A 19,689-nucleotide genomic window follows, 5' to 3' on the forward strand; every position below is an offset into this window, starting at 1 on the left:
CGAATTCAATCTTATTGACATTATACCAACCCCTTTGTTACCATCGACAAGAAAGATGCGAGTGTTTTATTAATTACCCCCTTCAGGTGTTATATTATGGTTAAAATCGAAAACCTTAGTAAAACTTTTACAACCAAAGATGGCAAACTGATACAGGCCCTGGAAAATATCAACCTGGATATTGCCGAAGGGGAAATCTTTGGCATCATCGGGCGTAGCGGGGCCGGAAAAAGTACCCTGGTCCGCTGTATCAACATGCTGGAAAAGCCAACCTCCGGCCGGGTAATTATTGACGGGCAGGATCTTACTACCTATTCTGAAAGGCAGCTCCGCCGGGCGCGCCAGCAGATAGGCATGATTTTCCAACAATTCAACCTGTTCTCAGCCCGCAACGTCGCCGGTAATGTGGCCTTTCCCCTGGAAATTGCCGGCCAGCCGCGCCGGGTTATCCAGGAGAAAGTCAAACGCTCCCTGGAACTGGTGGGGTTGAGCGATAAGGCCGGGCATTATCCTGCGGAACTGTCGGGCGGTCAAAAGCAGCGGGTAGGAATTGCCCGGGCTTTAGCAAGCGAACCCCGGTTGCTTTTGTGCGACGAACCGACATCAGCCCTGGATCCCCAGACGACTGCCTCCATCCTGAGTTTGCTCCGGGATATCAATAAAAACCTGGGGCTAACAATTATTATAATCACCCATGAAATGCAGGTAATTAAGGAAATATGCGACCGGGTGGCCGTCCTTAACCAGGGCCGTATTGTCGAAGCCGGTTCCGTACTGGATATCTTTACTGCTCCTCGTCATCCTGTTACCAGGGAGTTAATTAAGAGTATCCTCGATACCTCCGTCCCGGAACAGGTGCTGGCAGGGTACAAACCTACCGGAACGAGCCTGCTGGTACGGCTTTCTTTCATTGGTCACTCTGCCGGTGAACCCATCATCTCCCGCATGATTCAAGAGTACAACGTTCAGGCCAATATCCTTTACGGTAAGATTGACCATATTAAAGATACCCCCTTTGGTACCCTGACCCTGGAATTATCAGGTCAGCCTGAGGCCCTGCAGAGGGCCCTCGCTTTCCTCCAGAGCAAACAATTAAGTATTGAGGTGTTAGAAAGACCATGAGTAACTGGCTCGACCAAATAATTCCCATGGTAACCATGGGAACTCTGGAAACCCTTTATATGGTGTTTGTATCGGTATTTATAGCTTATCTCTTTGGCCTCCCCCTGGGCGTTATCTTGCTTATCACCAGTGAAAAGCATATCAAACCCAGTCCCTTAATCAACAGTATCCTGGGCACGGTAATCAATATCGGCCGTTCTTTCCCTTTTATCATTTTATTAATCGCCATAATACCCTTTACCCGGCTGGTCGTTGGTACCTTTATCGGTACAACGGCATCTATCGTCCCCCTGTCTGTCGGCGCTATACCCTTTGTCGCCCGCCTGGTGGAAACTTCCCTGCGGGAAATACCCTGGGGAGTCATTGAGGCGGCCCAATCTATGGGAGCGTCTCCATGGCAAATTATCGTCCGGGTGATGCTTCCGGAAGCCACACCCTCCCTGGTATCCGGTTTTGTTTTAACTACCATTACCTTGATTGGCTATTCCGCCATGGCCGGTGTAGTCGGCGGCGGCGGCCTGGGTACCCTTGCTTATCAGTACGGCTTTCAGCGCTACCAAAATGACGTTATGGTTATTACCGTCGTTTTATTGATCATTATGGTCCAGATCATTCAGGTTGTAGGTGACCGGATTGTCGCCCGTTTAAGCCGGCGTTAACCCCGAAATCGGAAAAAGTTTCTCTAAGCTCCCCTTGACGCTTGAGATATAGAGGATATAATAAATATAACTAAACCGATTGAAAAACTTAAAAAATAAATATGCGGAAACTCTTATCAAGAGCTGGCGGAGGGACTGGCCCAATGAAGCCCGGCAACCGGCCTGTTAGAACCCAGGTACGGTGCCAATTCCTGCAGGATTTCTCCTGGCAGATGAGAGTTGAAAAAAGCTCTTCTTCTGCGAAGGGCTTTTATTTTGTCATGAGGGGAGTTGGATAAAATGCGTCTGGCTACAGAGCTGGTCCAGCTGGGAGTGGGGTATGATAGTAAAACAGGAGCTATCAGTACGCCTATCTACCAGTCTGCTACCTTCCGTCACCCGGCCCTGGGTCAAAGTACCGGTTTTGACTACAGCCGGACGGGCAACCCTACCCGCCAGGTCCTGGAAGAAGGCATAGCCGGGCTGGAGGGAGGCTGCCGCGCCCTGGCCTTTGCCTCCGGCATGGCCGCCATTACCGCCGTTCTCTGCCTTTTCCGGCCCGGCGACCACCTGCTAGTCTCTGAAGATCTGTACGGCGGTACTTACCGGCTGCTCAACCAGGTAGCGGTTCCCTGGGGGCTGGAATTTTCCCTTGTAGACACCACTGATCTGGCTGCCCTGGCTGCTTCTATTAAAAACAATACGAAGGGCATCTTCCTGGAGACCCCTACCAATCCCTTAATGAAAATCACCGACATTGCCGCCGTTGTCGCCCTGGCCCGCCAGCGGGGCCTGCTGACTATTGTGGATAATACTTTTATGACCCCTTACCTGCAGCGACCCCTGGAACTGGGAGCGGACCTGGTGGTCCACAGCGCCACCAAATATTTAGGCGGCCACAATGATGTAGTTATGGGGATAGCGATAACCGCCCGGGAGGACCTCGGCGAAAAGCTGGCCTTTATCCAAAATACCATCGGTGCGATTCCCGGTCCCCAGGATTGCTGGCTGGTAATCCGGGGCTTGAAAACCCTGGCCGTACGCCTGGAGCGGGCTCAGGCCAGCACTTTAGAGCTGGCCCGGTGGCTGGCCGAACACCCCCTGGTGACCAGGGTTTATTATCCGGGTCTACCCGATCATCCCGGTCACGAAATCTGTAAGAAACAGGCCAGCGGGTTTGGGGCCATGCTTTCCTTTGAGGTCAAGCATGCCGAACTGGTCGAGCAGATTTTACACCGCTTAAAAATTATTTCCTTTGCGGAAAGCCTTGGCGGGGTAGAAAGCCTGATCACTTTTCCGGAGCGCCAGACCCATGCCGAAATCCCTAGTGAGATGCGTCTTAAACTGGGCATCAATGATCGTTTATTACGTTTGTCAGTGGGACTGGAAGATTTAAACGATCTCAAGGCCGACCTGGAGCAGGCCCTTGCCTGTTAATCCGCCGGCCAGGACGAAAAGGAAATCCTTTTTACCCTGGGCGGCGGTTGGCAATCAACGCCAGGTAAGCAAGGACTTTAAAGAAGAGGGGTAAACAAAGTATGCAGAGGGGAACGCGACTGGTCCATCACCGCTTATCTATGGATTCTGCCACCGGGGGGGTGAGTATCCCCATCCACCAGAGCGTGGTATTTGCCCAGGAGAGTCTTGAGCAACCGGGCGAATACGAATACACCCGTTCCGGCAATCCTACCCGGCGGGCCCTGGAAGAAGCCATCGCCGATCTCGAAGGAGGTAATTACGGCTTTGCTTTTGCTTCCGGCATGGCGGCCATCACGGCAGCCTTAAGCCTCTTTTCCGCCGGCGACCACCTCCTTGTCTCCCAGGATATCTACGGCGGCACCTACCGTGCCCTGACCCGGGTCTTCAAACGCTTTGGCCTGGAAATTACTTTTGTCGATACTACGGACCTGGAGAAGGCAGCTGCCCAGATCCGCCCTTCTACCAAAGGGCTTTACCTCGAAACCCCTTCCAATCCGCTGATGAAAATTACCGAACTGGCCCGGGCCGCCGCCCTGGCCAGGGAGCACGGGCTCATAACTATAGCTGACAACACCTTTATGACGCCTTACCTGCAGCGACCCCTGGAACTGGGAATTGACGTGGTGGTCCACAGCGCTACCAAATACCTGGGCGGGCACAGCGACTGCCTGGCCGGCCTGGCAGTTACCAGGGATGCTGGCCTTGCCCGGGAACTGGCTTTGCTCCAGAACACCCTGGGAGCAGTGCTGGCACCCCACGAATGCTGGCTAATCCTGCGCGGTATTAAGACCTTAAAAGTACGCCTGGCCCAGCAGGAGCAAACCGCCACGGCCCTGGCAACATGGCTGGCCGGGCACCCGCAAGTAAAGGCCGTTTATTATCCTGGCCTGGAAGGCCATCCTGGCCGGGAGGTTCATTTCCGGCAGGCCCTTGGCGCCGGAGGTGTATTCTCCTTCCGCCTGGCAACTTCAGAGCTGGCCCGCCAGGTAATCAATAAGGTGCGCCTGCCGATCATCGGCTCCAGCCTGGGCGCAGTAGAGAGCATCATTTCTCTGCCTGCTACCATGTCCCATGGTAGCCTCCCGGAAGAATTTAAAAAGCGCCTGGGGATTACCCCTGACCTGGTACGCCTGTCGGTAGGCCTGGAGGATGCCGCGGATCTTCAGGCCGACCTGGAGCAGGCGTTAAAATCCCCTTGATCTAAAGTATATTAAAATGATAAAATTACTATGACATTAATTCCGTGTATTTTGATTGGAATAATACTTATCTAAGGAGAGGATTTTCATGGAGCGCATTTACCAGAACATAATCGACCTCATCGGAGGAACGCCGCTGGTCAGGCTCAACCGCATTAACCAGACGGCGGCAGAAGTACTGGTGAAACTGGAACTGTTTAACCCCGGTGGCAGCGTCAAAGACCGGATTGCCCTGGCCATGATCGAAGACGCCGAAGCCAGGGGACTCCTGGATAAGGAGACGGTGATTATCGAACCGACCAGCGGCAATACGGGGATTGGCCTAGCCATGGTAGCGGCCGCCAAAGGGTACAAGCTAATCCTCACCATGCCGGAGACCATGAGCCTGGAGCGGCGCAAGCTTCTAAAGGGATACGGCGCCGAGCTGGTACTTACACCGGGGGCAGAAGGCATGAAAGGTGCCATCCGCCGGGCGGAAGAACTGGCAGCCAAATATCCCAAGGCTTTTATCCCCCAGCAGTTTGAAAACCCGGCCAACCCGGCTGTCCACCGCCGCACTACGGCAGAAGAAATTTACGCCGATACCGGCGGCCGGCTGGATGTCCTGGTCTGCGGGGTAGGGACCGGCGGTACCATTACCGGTGCCGGTGAAGTATTAAAGGAGCGCATTCCCGGGTTGCGGGTGGTGGCGGTGGAACCGGCCGCCTCGCCGGTCCTTTCCGGAGGTATGGCCGGACCCCACAAGATTCAGGGCATCGGAGCCGGTTTCGTACCGGAGGTTTTGAATATCGAGGTTTTTGACGAAATCATCCAGGTCAGCGATGAAGATGCCATTGAAACAGCCCGGCGCCTGGCCCGGGAAGAAGGAATGATGGTGGGCATCTCTTCCGGGGCCGCCTGTTACGCGGCACTGAGCCTCGCGGCCCGGCCGGAAAATGCCGGCAAGAGAATTCTGGCCGTGCTGCCGGATACCGGCGAGCGCTACCTGTCAACCTCCCTTTTCAAGGACATTTAAACTTTGCAGAAAGGGTCTTGTCCATGAAGTACCAGTATCCCCAATTAAATGCCGAAATGCCGGACCGGGAAGACGTCCTGAACCTGACCCCCAACCCGGCCAGCAAAGACCTGCTGCAGCACCTGCACCAGCAGGGGGTGGAAACCTGGCTGGACCGTTATGAGGCCCAGCAGCCCATGTGCGGTTTCGGCCTTCGGGGACTCTGCTGCCGCATGTGCCAGTGGGGTCCCTGCCGGCTCAGTGACAAACGCCCCCGGGGCATTTGCGGCCGGGATATGAGCACCGTCATTATGGCCAACCTGGTGCGGGCACTGGTGGCCGGCATGGCGGCACACGGCCGGCACGCCCATGAAGTTATCCTGGCGGTGATGGCGGCGGCGGAGGGTAAGGCCCACCTCCCCCTCAAAGGGGAAGAACGGGTGTGGGACCTGGCCCGGCGGCTGGGGCTTCAAACACAAGGGCGAAAGCCGGAGGAAGTAGCCCGTGAGGTGGCCCAGGTGCTGCTGGACGACCTGAGCCGGATGACCATGGGCCCCTTGCGCACCCTGGAAGCCTACGCCCCGGCGGAAAGGCTGGAGACCTGGCGAACCCTCGGCGTGCTGCCGCGTTCGGCCGCCTATGAGATCATGGAAACCCTGCACATGACCACCCTGGGCGGTACCAGTGATTGGATGTCACTGGCGGAACAGGAACTCCGCTCCGCCCTGGCATACTGCTACAGCACCCTGTTCGGCAGCTCTCTGGCCACCGAGATGCTGTTCGGCATCCCCCGGCCCAAACTGGCCACGGTGAATTACGGCATCCTGCGGGAAGACCACGTTAACATCTTGGTGCACGGCCACTCCCCCGTGATGGTGGAAAAAATCTTGGAGAAAATAGCCACCCCGGAAATCCAGAGTTTGGCTAAGAGCCTGGGGGCCAAAGGCATCGTGATTGGCGGCATGTGCTGCACCGGCGACGAATTGCTGGCACGCTACGGCATCCCCACCGTAACCAATATTATGGGCCAGGAACTGGCCCTGGGCACCGGGGCGGTGGATGCGGTGGTGGTGGACATGCAATGCGTTATTCCCGGCATGAAGATCATCGCCGACTGCTTCGGCACCCAGGTGATCACCACCTGCAACTCCAACCGCATCCCCGGGGCGGTGCACATTCCCTTTGACGCGGAGCGGCCGGAAACTCTGGAGGAAGATGCCCTAAAAGTTGCGCGGCTGGCGGTAGAAGCTTTTGCCCGCCGGGACCGCAGTAAAATTCGTATCCCCAGGGTCACTAGCAGAGCTATGGTTGGCTGGAGTTACGAAGCCATCGTCGATACATTTGACGGTATTACAGGTTTGCTTAACCTCCTGCGGGAAGGGAAAATTAAAGGTATTGCTACAGTGGTAGGCTGCAATACCCCGAAGGTCCCGTATGAATATAATCACGTAACGGTGGTCCGGCGCCTCATCGAGGCTGACATCCTGGTAACCACCACCGGATGCTGTTCTCACGCTCTTTTAAATGCCGGACTTTGTGACCCGGAGGCGGCAGACCTGGCCGGTGCCGGCCTCAAGGAAGTATGCCGTACCAGGAGCATCCCGCCGGTTCTGGCAGTAGGTGGGTGTGTAGATAATACTCGCACTTTGCGCTTGTTTATCGATCTGGCAGCAGCAGCTGGTGTAGCCGTCAAACAAATGCCCTTTGTCTTCGTCGGCCCGGAACCCGGCAACGAAAAGACGGTTGGGCAGGGGGTTACTTTCCTGGCCCACGGGGTATCCAACGTCATCGGCTTTCCCGGGCCTATCCCCGTCCCCCAGCCGCGGCCCAAAGAGGGGGCGGCACCCGATGAATATGAGCGCGGTAGCAACGAAGTAGCCGACTTTTTTGCCGGTGACGGCCTGTTTGCAAAGGTGGGGGCGCGGATTTATACCGAGCCTTACCCGAAGCTGGCTGCTCAGACCATCCGATTGTTAATTCGTCGCCAGCGCCTGGGCCTGGGGTGGCGGTAACCGGCCAATAAACCGGTCGGCAGTTGGAGGATATAACGGCTGCAACGAACGAAGGGAGCGGAGCGAAGATTATGGGAGGCAGAAAAATCATCCTCCTGTTACTGGTATTATTACTGGTAGCCGGCCTGGTGACCGGGTGTGGAGGCAACAAGCCGGACACGGCCCAGGGCCAAAAACTGACGATTAAAATAGGCTACTTGCCCATTACCCATTCCCTGCCACTTTTAGTAGCGGAGGCCCAGAATAAAGCCGGTTTTCAAAATTTCCAACTGGAATTGGTCAAATTCGGCTCCTGGCCGGACCTGACCGAAGCCCTCAATTCCGGCCAGATTCAGGGTGCCATCACCATGCTGGAGCTGGCTCTGGTGAGCAAAGGGAAAGGTATTCCTACCGAAGTGGTGCTGTTAAGCCACAGGAACGGCGATGTCCTGGTAGCGGATCCGTCCATTGGCGAGGTTAAGGACCTGAAAGGGAAAAAGGTAGCCATCCCGCACCGCCTGTCCGGCCACAACATCCTCCTCCATCAAGCCCTCCAAAAGGCCGGCCTGGCTTATGAGGACGTGGAAAAGATAGAGATGGCCCCGCCGGAAATGCCAGCTGCCCTGGCCCGGGGGGAAGTGGCAGCGTACATTGTCGCTGAACCCTTCGGCGCCCAGTCGGTGGTGGCGGGAAAGGCGCGGGTGTTGAAACGAGCCCAGGACATTATCCCTGATTGGGCCTGCTGCGGGCTGGTGCTCAACCCCCGGCTGACCCGGGATAATCCTGCCGCCGTCCAGGAGCTGGTAAGCCGCCTGGTGGAAGCCGGCCGCTACATCATGACCAATAAAGCCGGCGCCATCACCATTGCCCAGCAATACATGCCCGTATCCAAGGAGACCTGGGAGCAATCCCTGGAGTGGATCGACTACGACAATTTGCTACCGGCAGTATCCGATCTGGATCTTATCCAGCAAAACCTACGGGAAATCCCCTGGGACGGTCACCCGGGGCGCCTGTTACCATCTGAAATCAAAGTGGAAGAGCTGGTCAACGACCGGTTTGCCCGGCAGGCCGCCGGAGGAGTGAATTAGATTGACACGCCTCGAACGCTTTTTGCTGCCGCTGGCCGGCCCGGCAGCCGCCATAATCATCTGGCAGGCAGTGGCCTGGTCCGGCATCTATCCCAGGTACCTTTTCCCCTGGCCGGCGGATGTGGTGCTGGGCCTGTCCCAGCAAATCAAAAACGGTGCTCTTTGGGAACATATCGGTGTCAGCCTGTACCGTTTCTCCGGGGGCTATCTGGCCGCCGCGGCAACAGGTGTGCCCCTGGGGCTCCTGCTGGGCTGGTCGCGGCGGCTGTGGGCTGCTGCTGACCCGCTGGTGCAGGTGCTGCGACCGATATCCCCCATCGCTTGGTTGCCGCTGGTCACCCTGTGGTTCGGTATCGGCGATCTGCCGGCTATGGTCATCATTTTCATGGCCGCCTTCTACCCCATCCTGCTGGGCACCGTAACGGCGGTCAAAAATGTTGACCCGGTGTACCTGAAGGTGGCCCAAAACTTCGGTACCCCCGGGCGCCACATCCTGTGGCGGGTTGTCATTCCGGCCGCCTTCCCTTACATTACCATGGGACTGCACATCGCCCTGGGTACTGCCTGGGTGTTCCTGGTAGCCGGGGAAATGATGGGGGTTAGATCGGGACTGGGTTTTCTCATTATTGATGCCCGCAACAGCATGGAAACCGGGCTGGTGGTGGCCGCCATGCTAATTATCGGCCTGCTGGGTCTCACCATTGATCGGATGTTTGCCTGGCTGGAGGGAAAGGCCCACCGCCGCTGGGGCGCAGCGCGATAGGAGGTAAGGGATTTGGCAGCAGTAAAGATCGATGTCCAGCATATAAACAAGGCCTACACCGACAGTAAGGGGCAACGCCGTCCGGTACTGGTTGACATCCAACTTCAGGTGCAGGACGGCGAATTTCTCTGCCTGCTGGGTCCCAGCGGATGCGGTAAAAGCACCCTGTTAAGCATCATGGCCGGGTTTGAACGGTCCGACCAGGGTCAGGTGCTGATTGACGGGCGGCCGGTAACCGGACCGAACCCTCGTTACATCACCATTTTTCAAAACTACGGCCTGTTTCCATGGCGCACGGTGCTGGGCAACGTGGAATACGGCCTGGAGGTAAAAGGGGTGCCCGCCCCCCAGCGGCGCGCCACAGCTATGGAGTATATTCGCCTGGTAAAACTGGAATCATTTGCTTACCACCACCCGCACCAGCTATCCGGGGGCATGCAGCAGCGGGTAGCCCTCGCTAGAGCATTAGCGGTAGACCCCGATGTTATTTTTATGGATGAACCGTTTGGCGCGCTGGATGCCATCACCCGCATCCAAATGCAAGAGGAATTGGTGCGTATCTGGCAGGAAAAACAAAAGACCATCGTCTTCGTCACCCACGATATTGACGAGGCGGTCTTCCTGGCGGACCGGGTAGTACTTTTTACCGCCCACCCGGGCCGGATTAAAAATATAATCCCTGTTGATATCAGCCGGCCCCGGGATCGCAGCCGCTCAGATTTTGCTGACCTGCGGGACCAGATCTTCACTGCCTTCCAGATGAAACACAAGGAAGAATTGGAATACTATATCTGAACGCCTGTAATGTGGTATACCGGTGCACTTTAAGATTAAAGGCTCCGTCCCTGGTGGCGGAGCCTTTAACTCTTACTTTTTCATGGTAATAGTATGTCGGGGGACAAAAGTTCCACATGCCGTATCGTCGGATACAGTAATCATGTGATCCATAGCTGTCGGGCGAACCTGGATACTGGAGGCCTTGCACTCGCTTCCTTCCTGGTAAAGGCAATCGTCTACCGAGCACTTGATACGGGGCACTACTATCACCTCCTCCGCTAGAGATAGAATACCCTTTAAAGGTTAATTTATACACAAAAATACCCGTCAACTCCGGGAGCAAGCTGCTAAGTCATGAAGCCTGCCGTAATGACGGCTAATAATATACTTTCCGGCAGGGCAGGTGCCACCCGGAGAACAGCCAAGCCGGCCATTAACGCCAGGCCTGAACCCAGGAGAATGCCGGCCAGTGAGGAACCTTTTCCTCCTGGCCGGGTATATATCCCGCCGGCCGTGAAGTTTCACGCCGCTCACGTTAAATACATAGCCATAATGTTATTCCCTTGCCGAGAAGCTTCGGTCATTCCGCCGTTGATACATCACCCCGCCTATTGCCATCGCCAGGAGAATTATTTGTGGGAAAAGGGTCTGCCAGGTGGGGTAAATCCCCAGGAGGTCTATTGCTGGAACGCCCGGTACAGGCGTTACGCCTACAAATCCGGCTTCCTGCAGTTCTTTAACGCCATCGCCGGCAAAAACAAAAGCCAGGTAGTAAAGCAGGAGGCTGGTGCCCAGGAAGAAAGGCTTCATGGGTATCTTTAAACTCCCGTAACGGACCAGCAGAAAGACGGCGACCAGGGCCACACAACCCAGGGCAAAGCCCAGCCAAATCATACCTGTAGCGCTACCGGTGTTACTTAATAAGGCCTGGTAGAAGAGAACCGTTTCCGCTCCTTCACGGTAGACGGCCAGGAAAGCAGCGGCCCCCAGGGCCAGGGTGCTGCCACTGCTCAAAGAGTCCTGAACTTTATCTTCAATATAACGTTGCCAGGCTTTTGTTCCGGCCTTCCCTACCATCCAGTGGCTGACGGAGAAAAGGACTACTGTTGCCAGCAGCATGGTTATGCCTTCCAGGACTTCCTGGCTGGCACTGCTGACTCGAAAGACTATTTGTAAGGCTATGGCCGTCACGAGACTGGCCAGCACAGCCAGGACGGAGCTGGAGTAGATAGTACCTACTTTGTGGCCGTTACCTGATTTGATCAGGTAGGCGATTATGGCACCGATGATCAGGATAGCTTCAAAGCCTTCGCGGATTAAAATAAGAAAGGATGAAAGGAATATCTCAAATGGGTTTTGTTCCGTACCGTCCAGCCGGGCAGCATCTTCCCGCAGCATCACAACCAGTTCCCCGATGGCCCGTTCAACCTGGGCAACGGGCATCTGGTTAGTCATCATCTTTTTAATGTTGCTAAACTCATCTTCCAGCATGGCAGCCCGGCGACCTGAAATGTTGGAGAGTATCGCCCTTTCCATGCCTTCCTTTTCAAATAAGTCAAAGTACGCATCGTTAACCAGTCCTTTGGCCTTCTCTATATCTCCCTGCCGGTAGGCATTGAGGGAATGCTGCATCACATCCTCTATATCGTGTGCAACTTTTTTCCATGCTATTGCCGCCAGGCCCGTGCGTTGCCAGGCCAGGATAAGTATCAGTAACACCAGAATGGTTAGCAACACTCGACGCATTATCCCTACCCACTTTCTGTCAAGATTCTTTACTATTGCCCGTAGAGCCATTAAGCCGGCCGACCACGGGTAGTTTGGCCCAAAACTTCTTTTGCCGGTGTGAAGGCGGCGCCTTGGCCGTTGGCGGTCATAACAGGAAAAACAATGCCGCCAGCAAAGAAAACGCCGGGCCATGGGTTTTTGCCTTAATTGATATTGATTATCAATCTCATTGTAAAAATATAAAGCCTGACATAATCTATGTTAAAATGGCTTCATGTTTAAAAATCTCAATCTCAGGCTCACTTTGATATCACCTCTCATTGATAATGATTTTCATTCTTTACGTTACTAATTATATTTACCACTCCTGCCAATGTCAAGCTATCAGATAAAAACACTTTTATTTAAGGGGCGACTTGTCGAGAGCAGGTATGATAATGGGTATACCTGAAAAGTTATTTTGTGGGCGAGAGCCGAGTATTCCAGAACGGGATTAAAACAAAAACAGGCGTAAGCAGTTGCCAATACGCCTGCTAATTGCCTGCAATATTGTTGTCTTAAAACCGGTGGTCTGCTTTTCCGTCCGGATTAAAAGGACAACTGGCCCTATAATTCCCATTTAAACTCGCGTACTGGTACACCACCTAGGTTATTGATACTTAAGGTTAACTCTCTTACAGGTTCGTTGGCAGGAACTTTGAAACGGATCATGCCTTCCGGATGATGGAAATCCTGGTATACAAATTCCCAGGTGCCCTGGCCGGCATCGCGACCGTTGACCTTTAAAGACGTGTTTCCGCTAAAGTTAAATTCCATCAGGTTGCCGGAATGGGCTGTCAAAGCTATATTAAAAACAAAGTTGGTAGCCAGGTCCTTCTCCTCCTCTGGAGTCAATATTTGTCCAAGGGCTTGCAAATATTCAGGTGTTAACCAGATAACTTCAACCTCAATCCCGCCCTGGAAATCCTGACGTTCATAAAACCTGGTATCAGAAGGCCTGCCGGGTAGCGGCGACCGATTACCTGGCGGCTTTTGACTCTTATCCTGGTTATTTTGGTCGGGGTTAGTTTTCGGCTGGCTTGCGGTGGCCGCTGTCTTTTCTTCTCCGGCCTGACCTGTCCGGGAATTTTCCGGGGCATTTGTTCCTCCAGTATTTACCTGCTCCTGGGAAACCCGGGGTACTTCTTTAACTTCTTTTTTGCTCTGTCCGCAGCCAGACAGGAAGACAGCTATCACGATAACGGTACTAGTAAAAATTATAAATAATAGGCTTCTGTGCTTTTTCATTGCGTGCTCCACCTTCCTCTACCTGGCAACTGGAGGTACCGTAATTTTGGCCGCCACCCGTGATGGCCAGAGGTTATTTCTGGCGATGATCCGTAACATAAGATAAATACCTAGCAAATTGATACTGATACCCAGCCACATAAGAGGATATCTGTACTGTTCAAAAAAGATTGCCGCCCCAGAAGCACCAATAACAGGTAACAAGTCCCCAACGTGATGCAGGCAGCAAGCCAGCATGGAAACTGTCGAGGTACCGGTGCCCGAAGCAGCCACTGCACCTGCACCACCTACCCGCACCAGTTTTTGTAGTTGCCGGATATAGACAAAAAGGCCTACCTGAATCCCAAACCCGACCGCAATGGCCCCAACATAAAAGCGATCCTGCCTCAGGAGTTCAAGGCTATGTTGCCATGAACGGGAGCTGATACCAACCAGCAAAAAATAGAAAGCCATTAAGGCGAGGGCCGCTATGATTCCGGTTATTACTGCTGATTTTAAGCCCAAGTTTTTAGCTGCACTCATTCAACCGCCCCCTGTAGTAATATTGTTGCCTCTATTGTAGCTGCTAATTGTGATATGTTTTTGATGTAAAATAGAAGATAGTATAAAGACTCCTTACAACGGTAAAAGGAATTAACCCTGCCTTTAAAATGAACCCACCCGGCGGGACCGATATGATGTGCTAAGATTTTGTAGTTTTTGTGAAGTTCCTTGACACCGGATAGCTTGATAAATATAATCGGCATAGGATACCGGTGGTGGGTAGTCGAAAGCGATGGGGGTATACAAAGTGGAACCAGCTAAAGTCATGGAAATCTTAGAACAAATTACTTCCCAACGGATTTATATTGAAGCTGATGAACTGGATGAACTTTTGCAGAACGGGCCGTGTGCAAATATGGTCATCTTGGATATCCGTAATGCTGAAGCCTTCCAAGCAGTAAGAATAAGATATTCCTGGAATCTACCCTGGGATCAAATTGGCGTTGCCCTGAAATCCATTCCTCAAGACAAGACTTTGCTACTTGTCTGTAATACCGGACAGAGAGCCTCACTGATAGGGTCTCTGCTAACCCTGTTAGGATATAGAATTGCTATTCTTCATGGTGGTATTAACGAGTATATCGATCTGAATGGAGCGTTTCTGGAGAGATCACCTGTTAGAAAACTGGCGTAGGACGAAAGTTGCCCCAGGGATCGCACCAGAAAGTGGCCCGGTAACGAGGTAACAGGGAGAAACATTTAGATGCCGGCACGAAGATGCTAAAGTTAGAGGGGTAGCGAATGCGACGGGTACTTTTTTCTTTAGGTCCCTTGCCAATAAACACTTTCGGTTTTATGATCGCTCTGGGCGTCCTGGCAGCCGTCTTTATCATTTTACGGGAGGCCAGGCGGAAAGGATTAAACGAAGATAAGGTCCTTGATTTTACTTTATTGGCCCTTATTTTAGGTATTATCGGCGCCCGGGTCGGCTACGTAGTTATTGCCGATCCCGTCTATTACTGGCAAAATCCATGGCAATTCTTCCACCTCCAGGCTGGCGGTCTTTCCATCCAGGGAGCGCTGGTCGGGGGCGTATTAGCGGGCCTAATCTTTTGCCGACGCCAGCGCATACCCTTCTGGCGGTTGGCCGATATTGTTGCACCAGGACTGGCCCTGGGAATTGCTATTGGCAGGGTAGGTTGTGACGTTTTCGGCCGCCCAATGGGCAGCGCCTGGCCCTGGGGGGTTATGGTCAACGGGCAACTGCTCCACCCGGCCCAGGTCTATGAGTTTATCCTCGACTACCTCCTTCTCTTCTACCTGTGGCGGCGAAGGAAGAAAATTACCTATGAGGGCCAGCTCTTTATCCACTTTATTATCCTCTATGCTGCCATCAGGGGACTAGTAGAGTTTGTACGTTACAACCCGCTGGTGTTAGGCCCCCTGTCCGTAGCCCATGTGACCAGCCTGGTGTTTATTGCTACTGCCGCCCTGGCCGGTATGATCTTGAAGAAACGTACCAGACCGCCGGAAAACTCCGACGCTCCCGTGGTGGACGCCACAGCTGAACTCCGAGGCCTGGTAGCAGCTATAGAAGACCGGCTTGCGGTGCAACTTTTAGTCCTGGTTTTGCTGATTGGTCTGTCCCTCACAGTCTTTTATAGCCTGGGACCATAAGATCTCCATGCCGCAAACTATAGACAGGATAAAACATGTTCTAGTACAATTTTATATAGGCTACCACCACGAGGAGGGATCAAAATTGACCAGGAAGCGCTGGATGCTGAGGGCAGTTGCCCATTGCAAAGAAGGCTGCTGAATTTAGTCCCGGGCATGACGTTAAACTGCCCAGTTGAAACCAAGGAGCCGGCCTTCCCCTTCCCTAAAAGAAAGGGGAAGGCTTTTATAATGCACCGGACAGGACGGCTAATCACCCAAAAAGGAAGGTGTTATTTGCAATAGATTTCAATAGACTTAATCGCCCGGGAAATTGTAACGCCGGTTGGGAAAAACGCCCAAAAAAATTTTGTAGTTTTTGTGAAGTTCATTGACAGTATGTGGCCATCAAAATATAATCAAGATAAAGATACCGGTGGGGGGTAGATTAAATGTTGACCTAGCCGGCAAGACTCATTTTATCTGATATTTTATAATCACTTACCCGGTGGTGAAAAATAGTGTCTAACAGTGAAAAGATTGGCCCTGTCAAGGTAAGTTTCGCCGTCCATGGTATGACCTGTGCGGCCTGCGTGGCCAAAGTGGAAAAGGCTCTAAAAAATATGGCGGGTGTAGTGGACGCCCGTGTCAACCTGGTTGCCGGGAAGGCAACCGTGGAATATTTCCCGGACCAGGTCAGCGTGCCTCAGATGGCCAAGACCATCCAGGCCCTCGGCTATGAGGTACCGGAAGAGGAAGTCCTCCTGACAGTAAGGGGAATGAGTTGTGCCGCCTGTGTGGCCAAGGTGGAAAAAGCCGTTAAAGCCCTGCCCGGCGTAACTTCAGTAGTAGTGAACCTGCCAGCAGAATCGGCCAGAGTCCGGTTCTACCCCGGGGCCGTGGACAAGGGGCGCATTAAAAAGGAAATCAACGCCCTGGGGTATGAAGCTACGGAGAAGCTCACCGGCCAGGCCGCCCTGGACCAGGAGAAAGAGGCCCGGGAGAGGGAGATCCGGTTCCAGCGCCGCAATATGTGGATTGCCTGGCCCCTGGCAACCCTGGTGATGCTCGGTATGTTCCGCGATGTATGGATTTTCCCCTACTTTATACCAGAATGGCTGGGGAACGTGTATGTGCTGTGGGCTTTAACCACACCTGTCACTTTTATCCCCGGCTGGCAGTTTTTCGTTCACAGTTGGAACGGCCTTAAACGTGGAACTACGGATATGAACCTCCTCTATGCGACGGGTATTGGTGCGGCCTATATCATCGCCACCATCAATACCCTCTGGCCTGAGGCCGGTTTCGGGGGGCGCGGAGCCACTTTCTTCGAGTCTGCCGCATTGCTTACCGCCTTCATCGTCCTGGGCCGTTACCTGGAAGCTATTACCCGCGGCCGTACTTCCGAGGCCATCCGCAAGCTCATGAGCCTGCAGGCCAAAACCGCCCGGGTTATCCGGGACGGCCGGGAAATGGAGATTGCTGCCGATGAAGTCGAGGTAGGAGATGTTGTCGTGGTCCGTCCCGGTGAAAGCATCCCGGTGGACGGAGAAGTCATCGAAGGTTATTCGGCCGTGGACGAATCCATGATTACCGGCGAAAGTATTCCGGTAGAAAAACGTCCTGGTTCCCAGGTCGTGGGGGCGACTATCAACAAGACCGGTTCCTTCAAGTTCCGGGCCACCCGGGTCGGGAGCGAAACGGCCCTGGCCCAGATTATCAAGATGGTGGAGGAAGCCCAGGCTTCCAAAGCTCCCATTCAAAAACTGGCCGATTTTGTGGCCGGCCACTTTATCGCCGGTGTCCACGTGCTGGCCCTGATCGTGTTCCTGTTCTGGTTCTTTATTGGCTATAACGCCTTCTTCTTGCCCGATAGCCGCTTTATCCTCTCGCCCTATAGCCTGGCTGAAATCGGCGTCTTCGGTTTCGCCCTTCTGCTTTCGGTAACCACTCTGGTCATATCCTGCCCCTGTGCCTTAGGTCTTGCCACCCCCAGTGCGATTATGGCCGGTACAGGTAAGGGGGCTGAAAACGGCATCCTCTTTAAGGGAGCCGATGCTGTGGAGGCGTGCAGCAAGCTGAATGCCATTGTTTTTGATAAAACGGGGACCTTGACTAAAGGCGAGCCTTCGGTCACCGATGTGATCGCCGCCCCGGGTTTTGAGAAACGCGAGGTCCTGCGGCTGGCCGCCATGGCCGAAAAACCCTCCGAGCATCCCCTGGGCGAGGCCATTGTCCGCGGCGCCGGGGAGGAAGGCTTAGGATTAGAGGAAGTACAGGACTTTGAAGCCATTCCAGGCCATGGTGTCAGAGCCACTTACCAGGGTCAGGAAATCCTTTTAGGCAACCGCCGTTTGATGCAGCAGCATAACATCAATGTGGGCGATCTGACCGCGCAGATGGAAAAACTTGAAGAGCAGGGCAAAACCGCTATGCTGATAGCCGTAAACGGTAAAGCCGCCGGTATTATTGCCGTGGCCGATACCCTGAAGGAAAACGCGAAAGTCGCTATTGAACGGTTGCACAGGATGGGCATTAAGGTGGCCATGATTACCGGTGATAACCGACGTACGGCCCAGGCTATTGCCCGTGAGCTCGGTATCAAGACCGTCCTGGCCGAGGTCTTGCCCCGGGATAAAGCCGAGGAAGTAAAGAAACTCCAGGCCCAGGGTCTTAAAGTGGCCATGGTGGGTGACGGCATTAACGACGCTCCGGCCCTGGCCCAGGCTGACGTCGGGATTGCCATTGGCTCCGGAACCGATGTGGCCAAGGAAACAGGTGACATCATCCTCATCAAAGACGATATTCGCGATGTGGTGGGAGCCCTCGAAATCGGCCGCGCCACCATGCGCAAGATCAAGGAGAACCTGGTATGGGCTTTTATCTACAATATATCGGGTATTCCCATTGCAGCCGGCCTGCTGTACCCCTTTACCGGGCTGATTGTCAGCCCCGAACTGGCGGCGTTCTTCATGGCCATAAGTTCGGTTTCGGTTACACTAAATACACTCCTTTTAAAGCGCTTCCAGCCCTCCCTGCGGAAAGATGCCGCCAAAGCAGAACATCATAGGCAGCTGGCCCACCAAATGGGTTAATGAGGAGGTAAAACAGGATGCAAGATCTGGAAGCGAAAGCCGCAAGGCAGGCGGCGACAATTTACACCGGTATCTCGCTGGCGCTGGCCCTGCTTTTCCTGGTAATCACCTTCCTTGACGGGAGAACCTATACGGCTGTGGCCCGTATAGGCGGAACGATATGGGTTTTCATCTTGACCATGATTATTACCATGCCCATTATCATTCCTTACGTCAAGAAGAAAGTGCTGGGATAAGGGGTTGCCAGAGCTAATTTTACAGGTTATAGCGGGGACAGGTTTCCACCTGTCCCTTTTCATTTCCATTATTATCAGCGGCAACTGGATACGTTTTTTAAGGCAGCAGTATACCAAGAGTGTTGTTATGCCCATGTAAATTAGGATAAAATAGGTAGGGACACAGCACGTAACGTGGAGGTCAAAAGATATATGAGTTTACTGGAAACCTCCGGCAGGGCGCAAGCTATAATGAGCCGCTACTTCTGGCGTTATCTTTTTTTAAGCCTGCGTCCCAAACAGTGGACGAAAAATGCCTTTGTCTTTGCCCCCATCCTTTTTTCCCGCCACCTGCTGGATTTTCCCCTTCTGGTACGCACCATCCAGGTGTTTGTCATTTTTTGCCTCCTATCCGGAGGCACTTATCTGGTTAATGACCTGGTCGACCGGGAAAGGGACCGCCGCCATCCCCGCAAGAAGCACCGCCCCATTGCCGCCGGCCTGCTGGCTTCCCTACCGGCGGCTGCGGCAGCCGTCATCATCCTGGCCGGTAGCCTCACCTGGGCCTTCACTTTGAGCTGGCAGGTGGGCCTAATAAGCCTCACCTATGCCCTCCAGACCCTGGCCTATTCCTTTTATTTAAAGGATATGGTCCTCATTGATGTCTTCATCGTCGCCCTTGGTTTCGTCCTACGGGTGACGGCCGGCGCGGCGGCCATCATGGTACCGGTTTCGGCCTGGTTGCTCATTGCTGTTATCCTTCTGGCCCTTTTCCTGGCTTTATGTAAACGCCGCCATGAATTAGTCCTCCTGGACAACGCTACCGCCCACCGGCGAATCCTGGCTGAGTATTCCCTGGTACTCTTGGACCAGCTTATCGCCACAGTTACCTCGGCCACCGTTGTCGTCTATGCCATTTACACCTTTATCGGCGCTGCCCGGCCCCAGCTAATGTATACCGTACCCCTGGTTCTCTTTGGCATCTGCCGCTACCTGTACCTGACCTACCACCGCCAGGGCGGCGGCGAGCCGGAAAGCCTGGTCCTCAAAGATAAGCCCCTGGCAGCCACCATCCTCCTCTGGGCGGCCAGCTGCTTTGTCATCCTGTACTGGTTATAAGGTTGTGAAGCCTCTGATACCTAAAATAAAAACAGCAGCAGCGAGCGGCAAC

19 protein-coding genes and 1 riboswitch are annotated in these 19,689 nt (G+C 53.9%); of the genes, 15 read left to right on the forward strand and 4 right to left on the reverse strand.

The window, feature by feature from the left end:
- Positions 1-96: 96 nt before the first annotated feature.
- From E308F_RS00795 to E308F_RS00835, 9 genes are all read left to right on the forward strand, one after another.
- On the forward strand, positions 97-1,122 hold the full coding sequence (locus E308F_RS00795; RefSeq protein ID WP_141262790.1) for a methionine ABC transporter ATP-binding protein: 1,026 nt from the start codon (positions 97-99) through the stop codon (positions 1,120-1,122).
- Positions 1,119-1,781 carry a methionine ABC transporter permease gene (locus E308F_RS00800; RefSeq protein ID WP_141262791.1) on the forward strand — a complete coding sequence of 221 codons (663 nt, stop codon included), beginning with the start codon at positions 1,119-1,121 and terminating at the stop codon, positions 1,779-1,781. Before E308F_RS00795 ends, E308F_RS00800 begins: the two co-directional genes overlap by 4 nt.
- A 110-nt stretch (positions 1,782-1,891) precedes the next feature.
- Positions 1,892-2,000: riboswitch (SAM riboswitch) on the forward strand.
- 60 nt (positions 2,001-2,060) lie between these two features.
- The gene (locus E308F_RS00805) at positions 2,061-3,197 is read left to right on the forward strand and encodes a trans-sulfuration enzyme family protein (protein ID WP_141262792.1); all 1,137 of its coding nucleotides are present in this window, start codon (positions 2,061-2,063) and stop codon (positions 3,195-3,197) included.
- 101 nt (positions 3,198-3,298) lie between these two features.
- Complete coding sequence (locus E308F_RS00810; RefSeq protein WP_141262793.1) at positions 3,299-4,438, forward strand: trans-sulfuration enzyme family protein; 1,140 nt, start codon at positions 3,299-3,301, stop codon at positions 4,436-4,438.
- Between the two features lie 88 nt (positions 4,439-4,526).
- A complete protein-coding gene (gene cysK / locus E308F_RS00815; RefSeq protein WP_141262794.1) occupies positions 4,527-5,453 on the forward strand; it encodes a cysteine synthase A in 927 nt (308 codons plus the stop codon).
- Positions 5,454-5,476: 23 nt separating this feature from the next.
- Entirely contained in the window at positions 5,477-7,444 is a 1,968-nt protein-coding gene (gene cooS / locus E308F_RS00820) for an anaerobic carbon-monoxide dehydrogenase catalytic subunit (protein WP_141262795.1), read from the forward strand.
- Positions 7,445-7,467: 23 nt separating this feature from the next.
- Positions 7,468-8,514 (forward strand): ABC transporter substrate-binding protein, encoded by a 1,047-nt coding sequence (locus E308F_RS00825; protein WP_216364422.1) that lies wholly within the window; start codon positions 7,468-7,470, stop codon positions 8,512-8,514.
- A gap of 1 nt (position 8,515) precedes the next feature.
- Entirely contained in the window at positions 8,516-9,277 is a 762-nt protein-coding gene (locus E308F_RS00830; RefSeq protein ID WP_141262797.1) for an ABC transporter permease, read from the forward strand.
- Between the two features lie 12 nt (positions 9,278-9,289).
- Positions 9,290-10,072: an ABC transporter ATP-binding protein gene (locus E308F_RS00835; RefSeq protein WP_141262798.1), complete on the forward strand. Its 783-nt coding sequence runs from the start codon at positions 9,290-9,292 to the stop codon at positions 10,070-10,072.
- A 72-nt stretch (positions 10,073-10,144) separates the two neighbouring features.
- Here the strand turns inward: E308F_RS00835 and E308F_RS00840 are convergent, their stop codons facing one another.
- The gene (locus E308F_RS00840) at positions 10,145-10,315 is read right to left on the reverse strand and encodes a DUF1540 domain-containing protein (RefSeq protein WP_141262799.1); all 171 of its coding nucleotides are present in this window, start codon (positions 10,313-10,315) and stop codon (positions 10,145-10,147) included.
- Positions 10,316-10,609: 294 nt separating this feature from the next.
- Positions 10,610-11,800, reverse strand: a complete 1,191-nt coding sequence (locus E308F_RS00845) for an FTR1 family iron permease (protein WP_141262800.1) — start codon at positions 11,798-11,800, stop codon at positions 10,610-10,612.
- A gap of 113 nt (positions 11,801-11,913) precedes the next feature.
- Between E308F_RS00845 and E308F_RS15665 the strand changes: the two genes are divergently transcribed.
- Positions 11,914-12,090 (forward strand): hypothetical protein, encoded by a 177-nt coding sequence (locus E308F_RS15665; protein WP_172613791.1) that lies wholly within the window; start codon positions 11,914-11,916, stop codon positions 12,088-12,090.
- 298 nt (positions 12,091-12,388) lie between these two features.
- On the opposite strand, the gene E308F_RS00850 is transcribed toward E308F_RS15665, so the two are convergent.
- Positions 12,389-13,069 (reverse strand): hypothetical protein, encoded by a 681-nt coding sequence (locus E308F_RS00850; protein WP_141262801.1) that lies wholly within the window; start codon positions 13,067-13,069, stop codon positions 12,389-12,391.
- 18 nt (positions 13,070-13,087) lie between these two features.
- Positions 13,088-13,591, reverse strand: a complete 504-nt coding sequence (locus E308F_RS00855) for a hypothetical protein (protein ID WP_172613531.1) — start codon at positions 13,589-13,591, stop codon at positions 13,088-13,090.
- A gap of 268 nt (positions 13,592-13,859) precedes the next feature.
- Here E308F_RS00855 and E308F_RS00860 point away from each other — a divergent pair, with 268 nt between their 5' ends.
- The 5 genes from E308F_RS00860 (at position 13,860) to E308F_RS00880 (ending at position 19,637) form a co-directional block, all read left to right on the forward strand.
- Complete coding sequence (locus tag E308F_RS00860) at positions 13,860-14,246, forward strand: rhodanese-like domain-containing protein (RefSeq protein ID WP_172613792.1); 387 nt, start codon at positions 13,860-13,862, stop codon at positions 14,244-14,246.
- 107 nt (positions 14,247-14,353) lie between these two features.
- Positions 14,354-15,229 carry a prolipoprotein diacylglyceryl transferase gene (lgt, locus tag E308F_RS00865; protein ID WP_141262803.1) on the forward strand — a complete coding sequence of 292 codons (876 nt, stop codon included), beginning with the start codon at positions 14,354-14,356 and terminating at the stop codon, positions 15,227-15,229.
- A gap of 500 nt (positions 15,230-15,729) precedes the next feature.
- Positions 15,730-18,303, forward strand: a complete 2,574-nt coding sequence (locus tag E308F_RS00870) for a heavy metal translocating P-type ATPase (RefSeq protein WP_256369508.1) — start codon at positions 15,730-15,732, stop codon at positions 18,301-18,303.
- 17 nt (positions 18,304-18,320) lie between these two features.
- Positions 18,321-18,539 carry a hypothetical protein gene (locus E308F_RS00875; protein WP_141262804.1) on the forward strand — a complete coding sequence of 73 codons (219 nt, stop codon included), beginning with the start codon at positions 18,321-18,323 and terminating at the stop codon, positions 18,537-18,539.
- 192 nt (positions 18,540-18,731) lie between these two features.
- Positions 18,732-19,637: a decaprenyl-phosphate phosphoribosyltransferase gene (locus E308F_RS00880; protein ID WP_141262805.1), complete on the forward strand. Its 906-nt coding sequence runs from the start codon at positions 18,732-18,734 to the stop codon at positions 19,635-19,637.
- The last annotated feature ends 52 nt before the right edge of the window (positions 19,638-19,689 follow it).

It is taken from the genome of Moorella sp. E308F, assembly GCF_006538365.1.
Lineage (GTDB): Bacteria > Bacillota > DSM-521 > Neomoorellales > Neomoorellaceae > Neomoorella.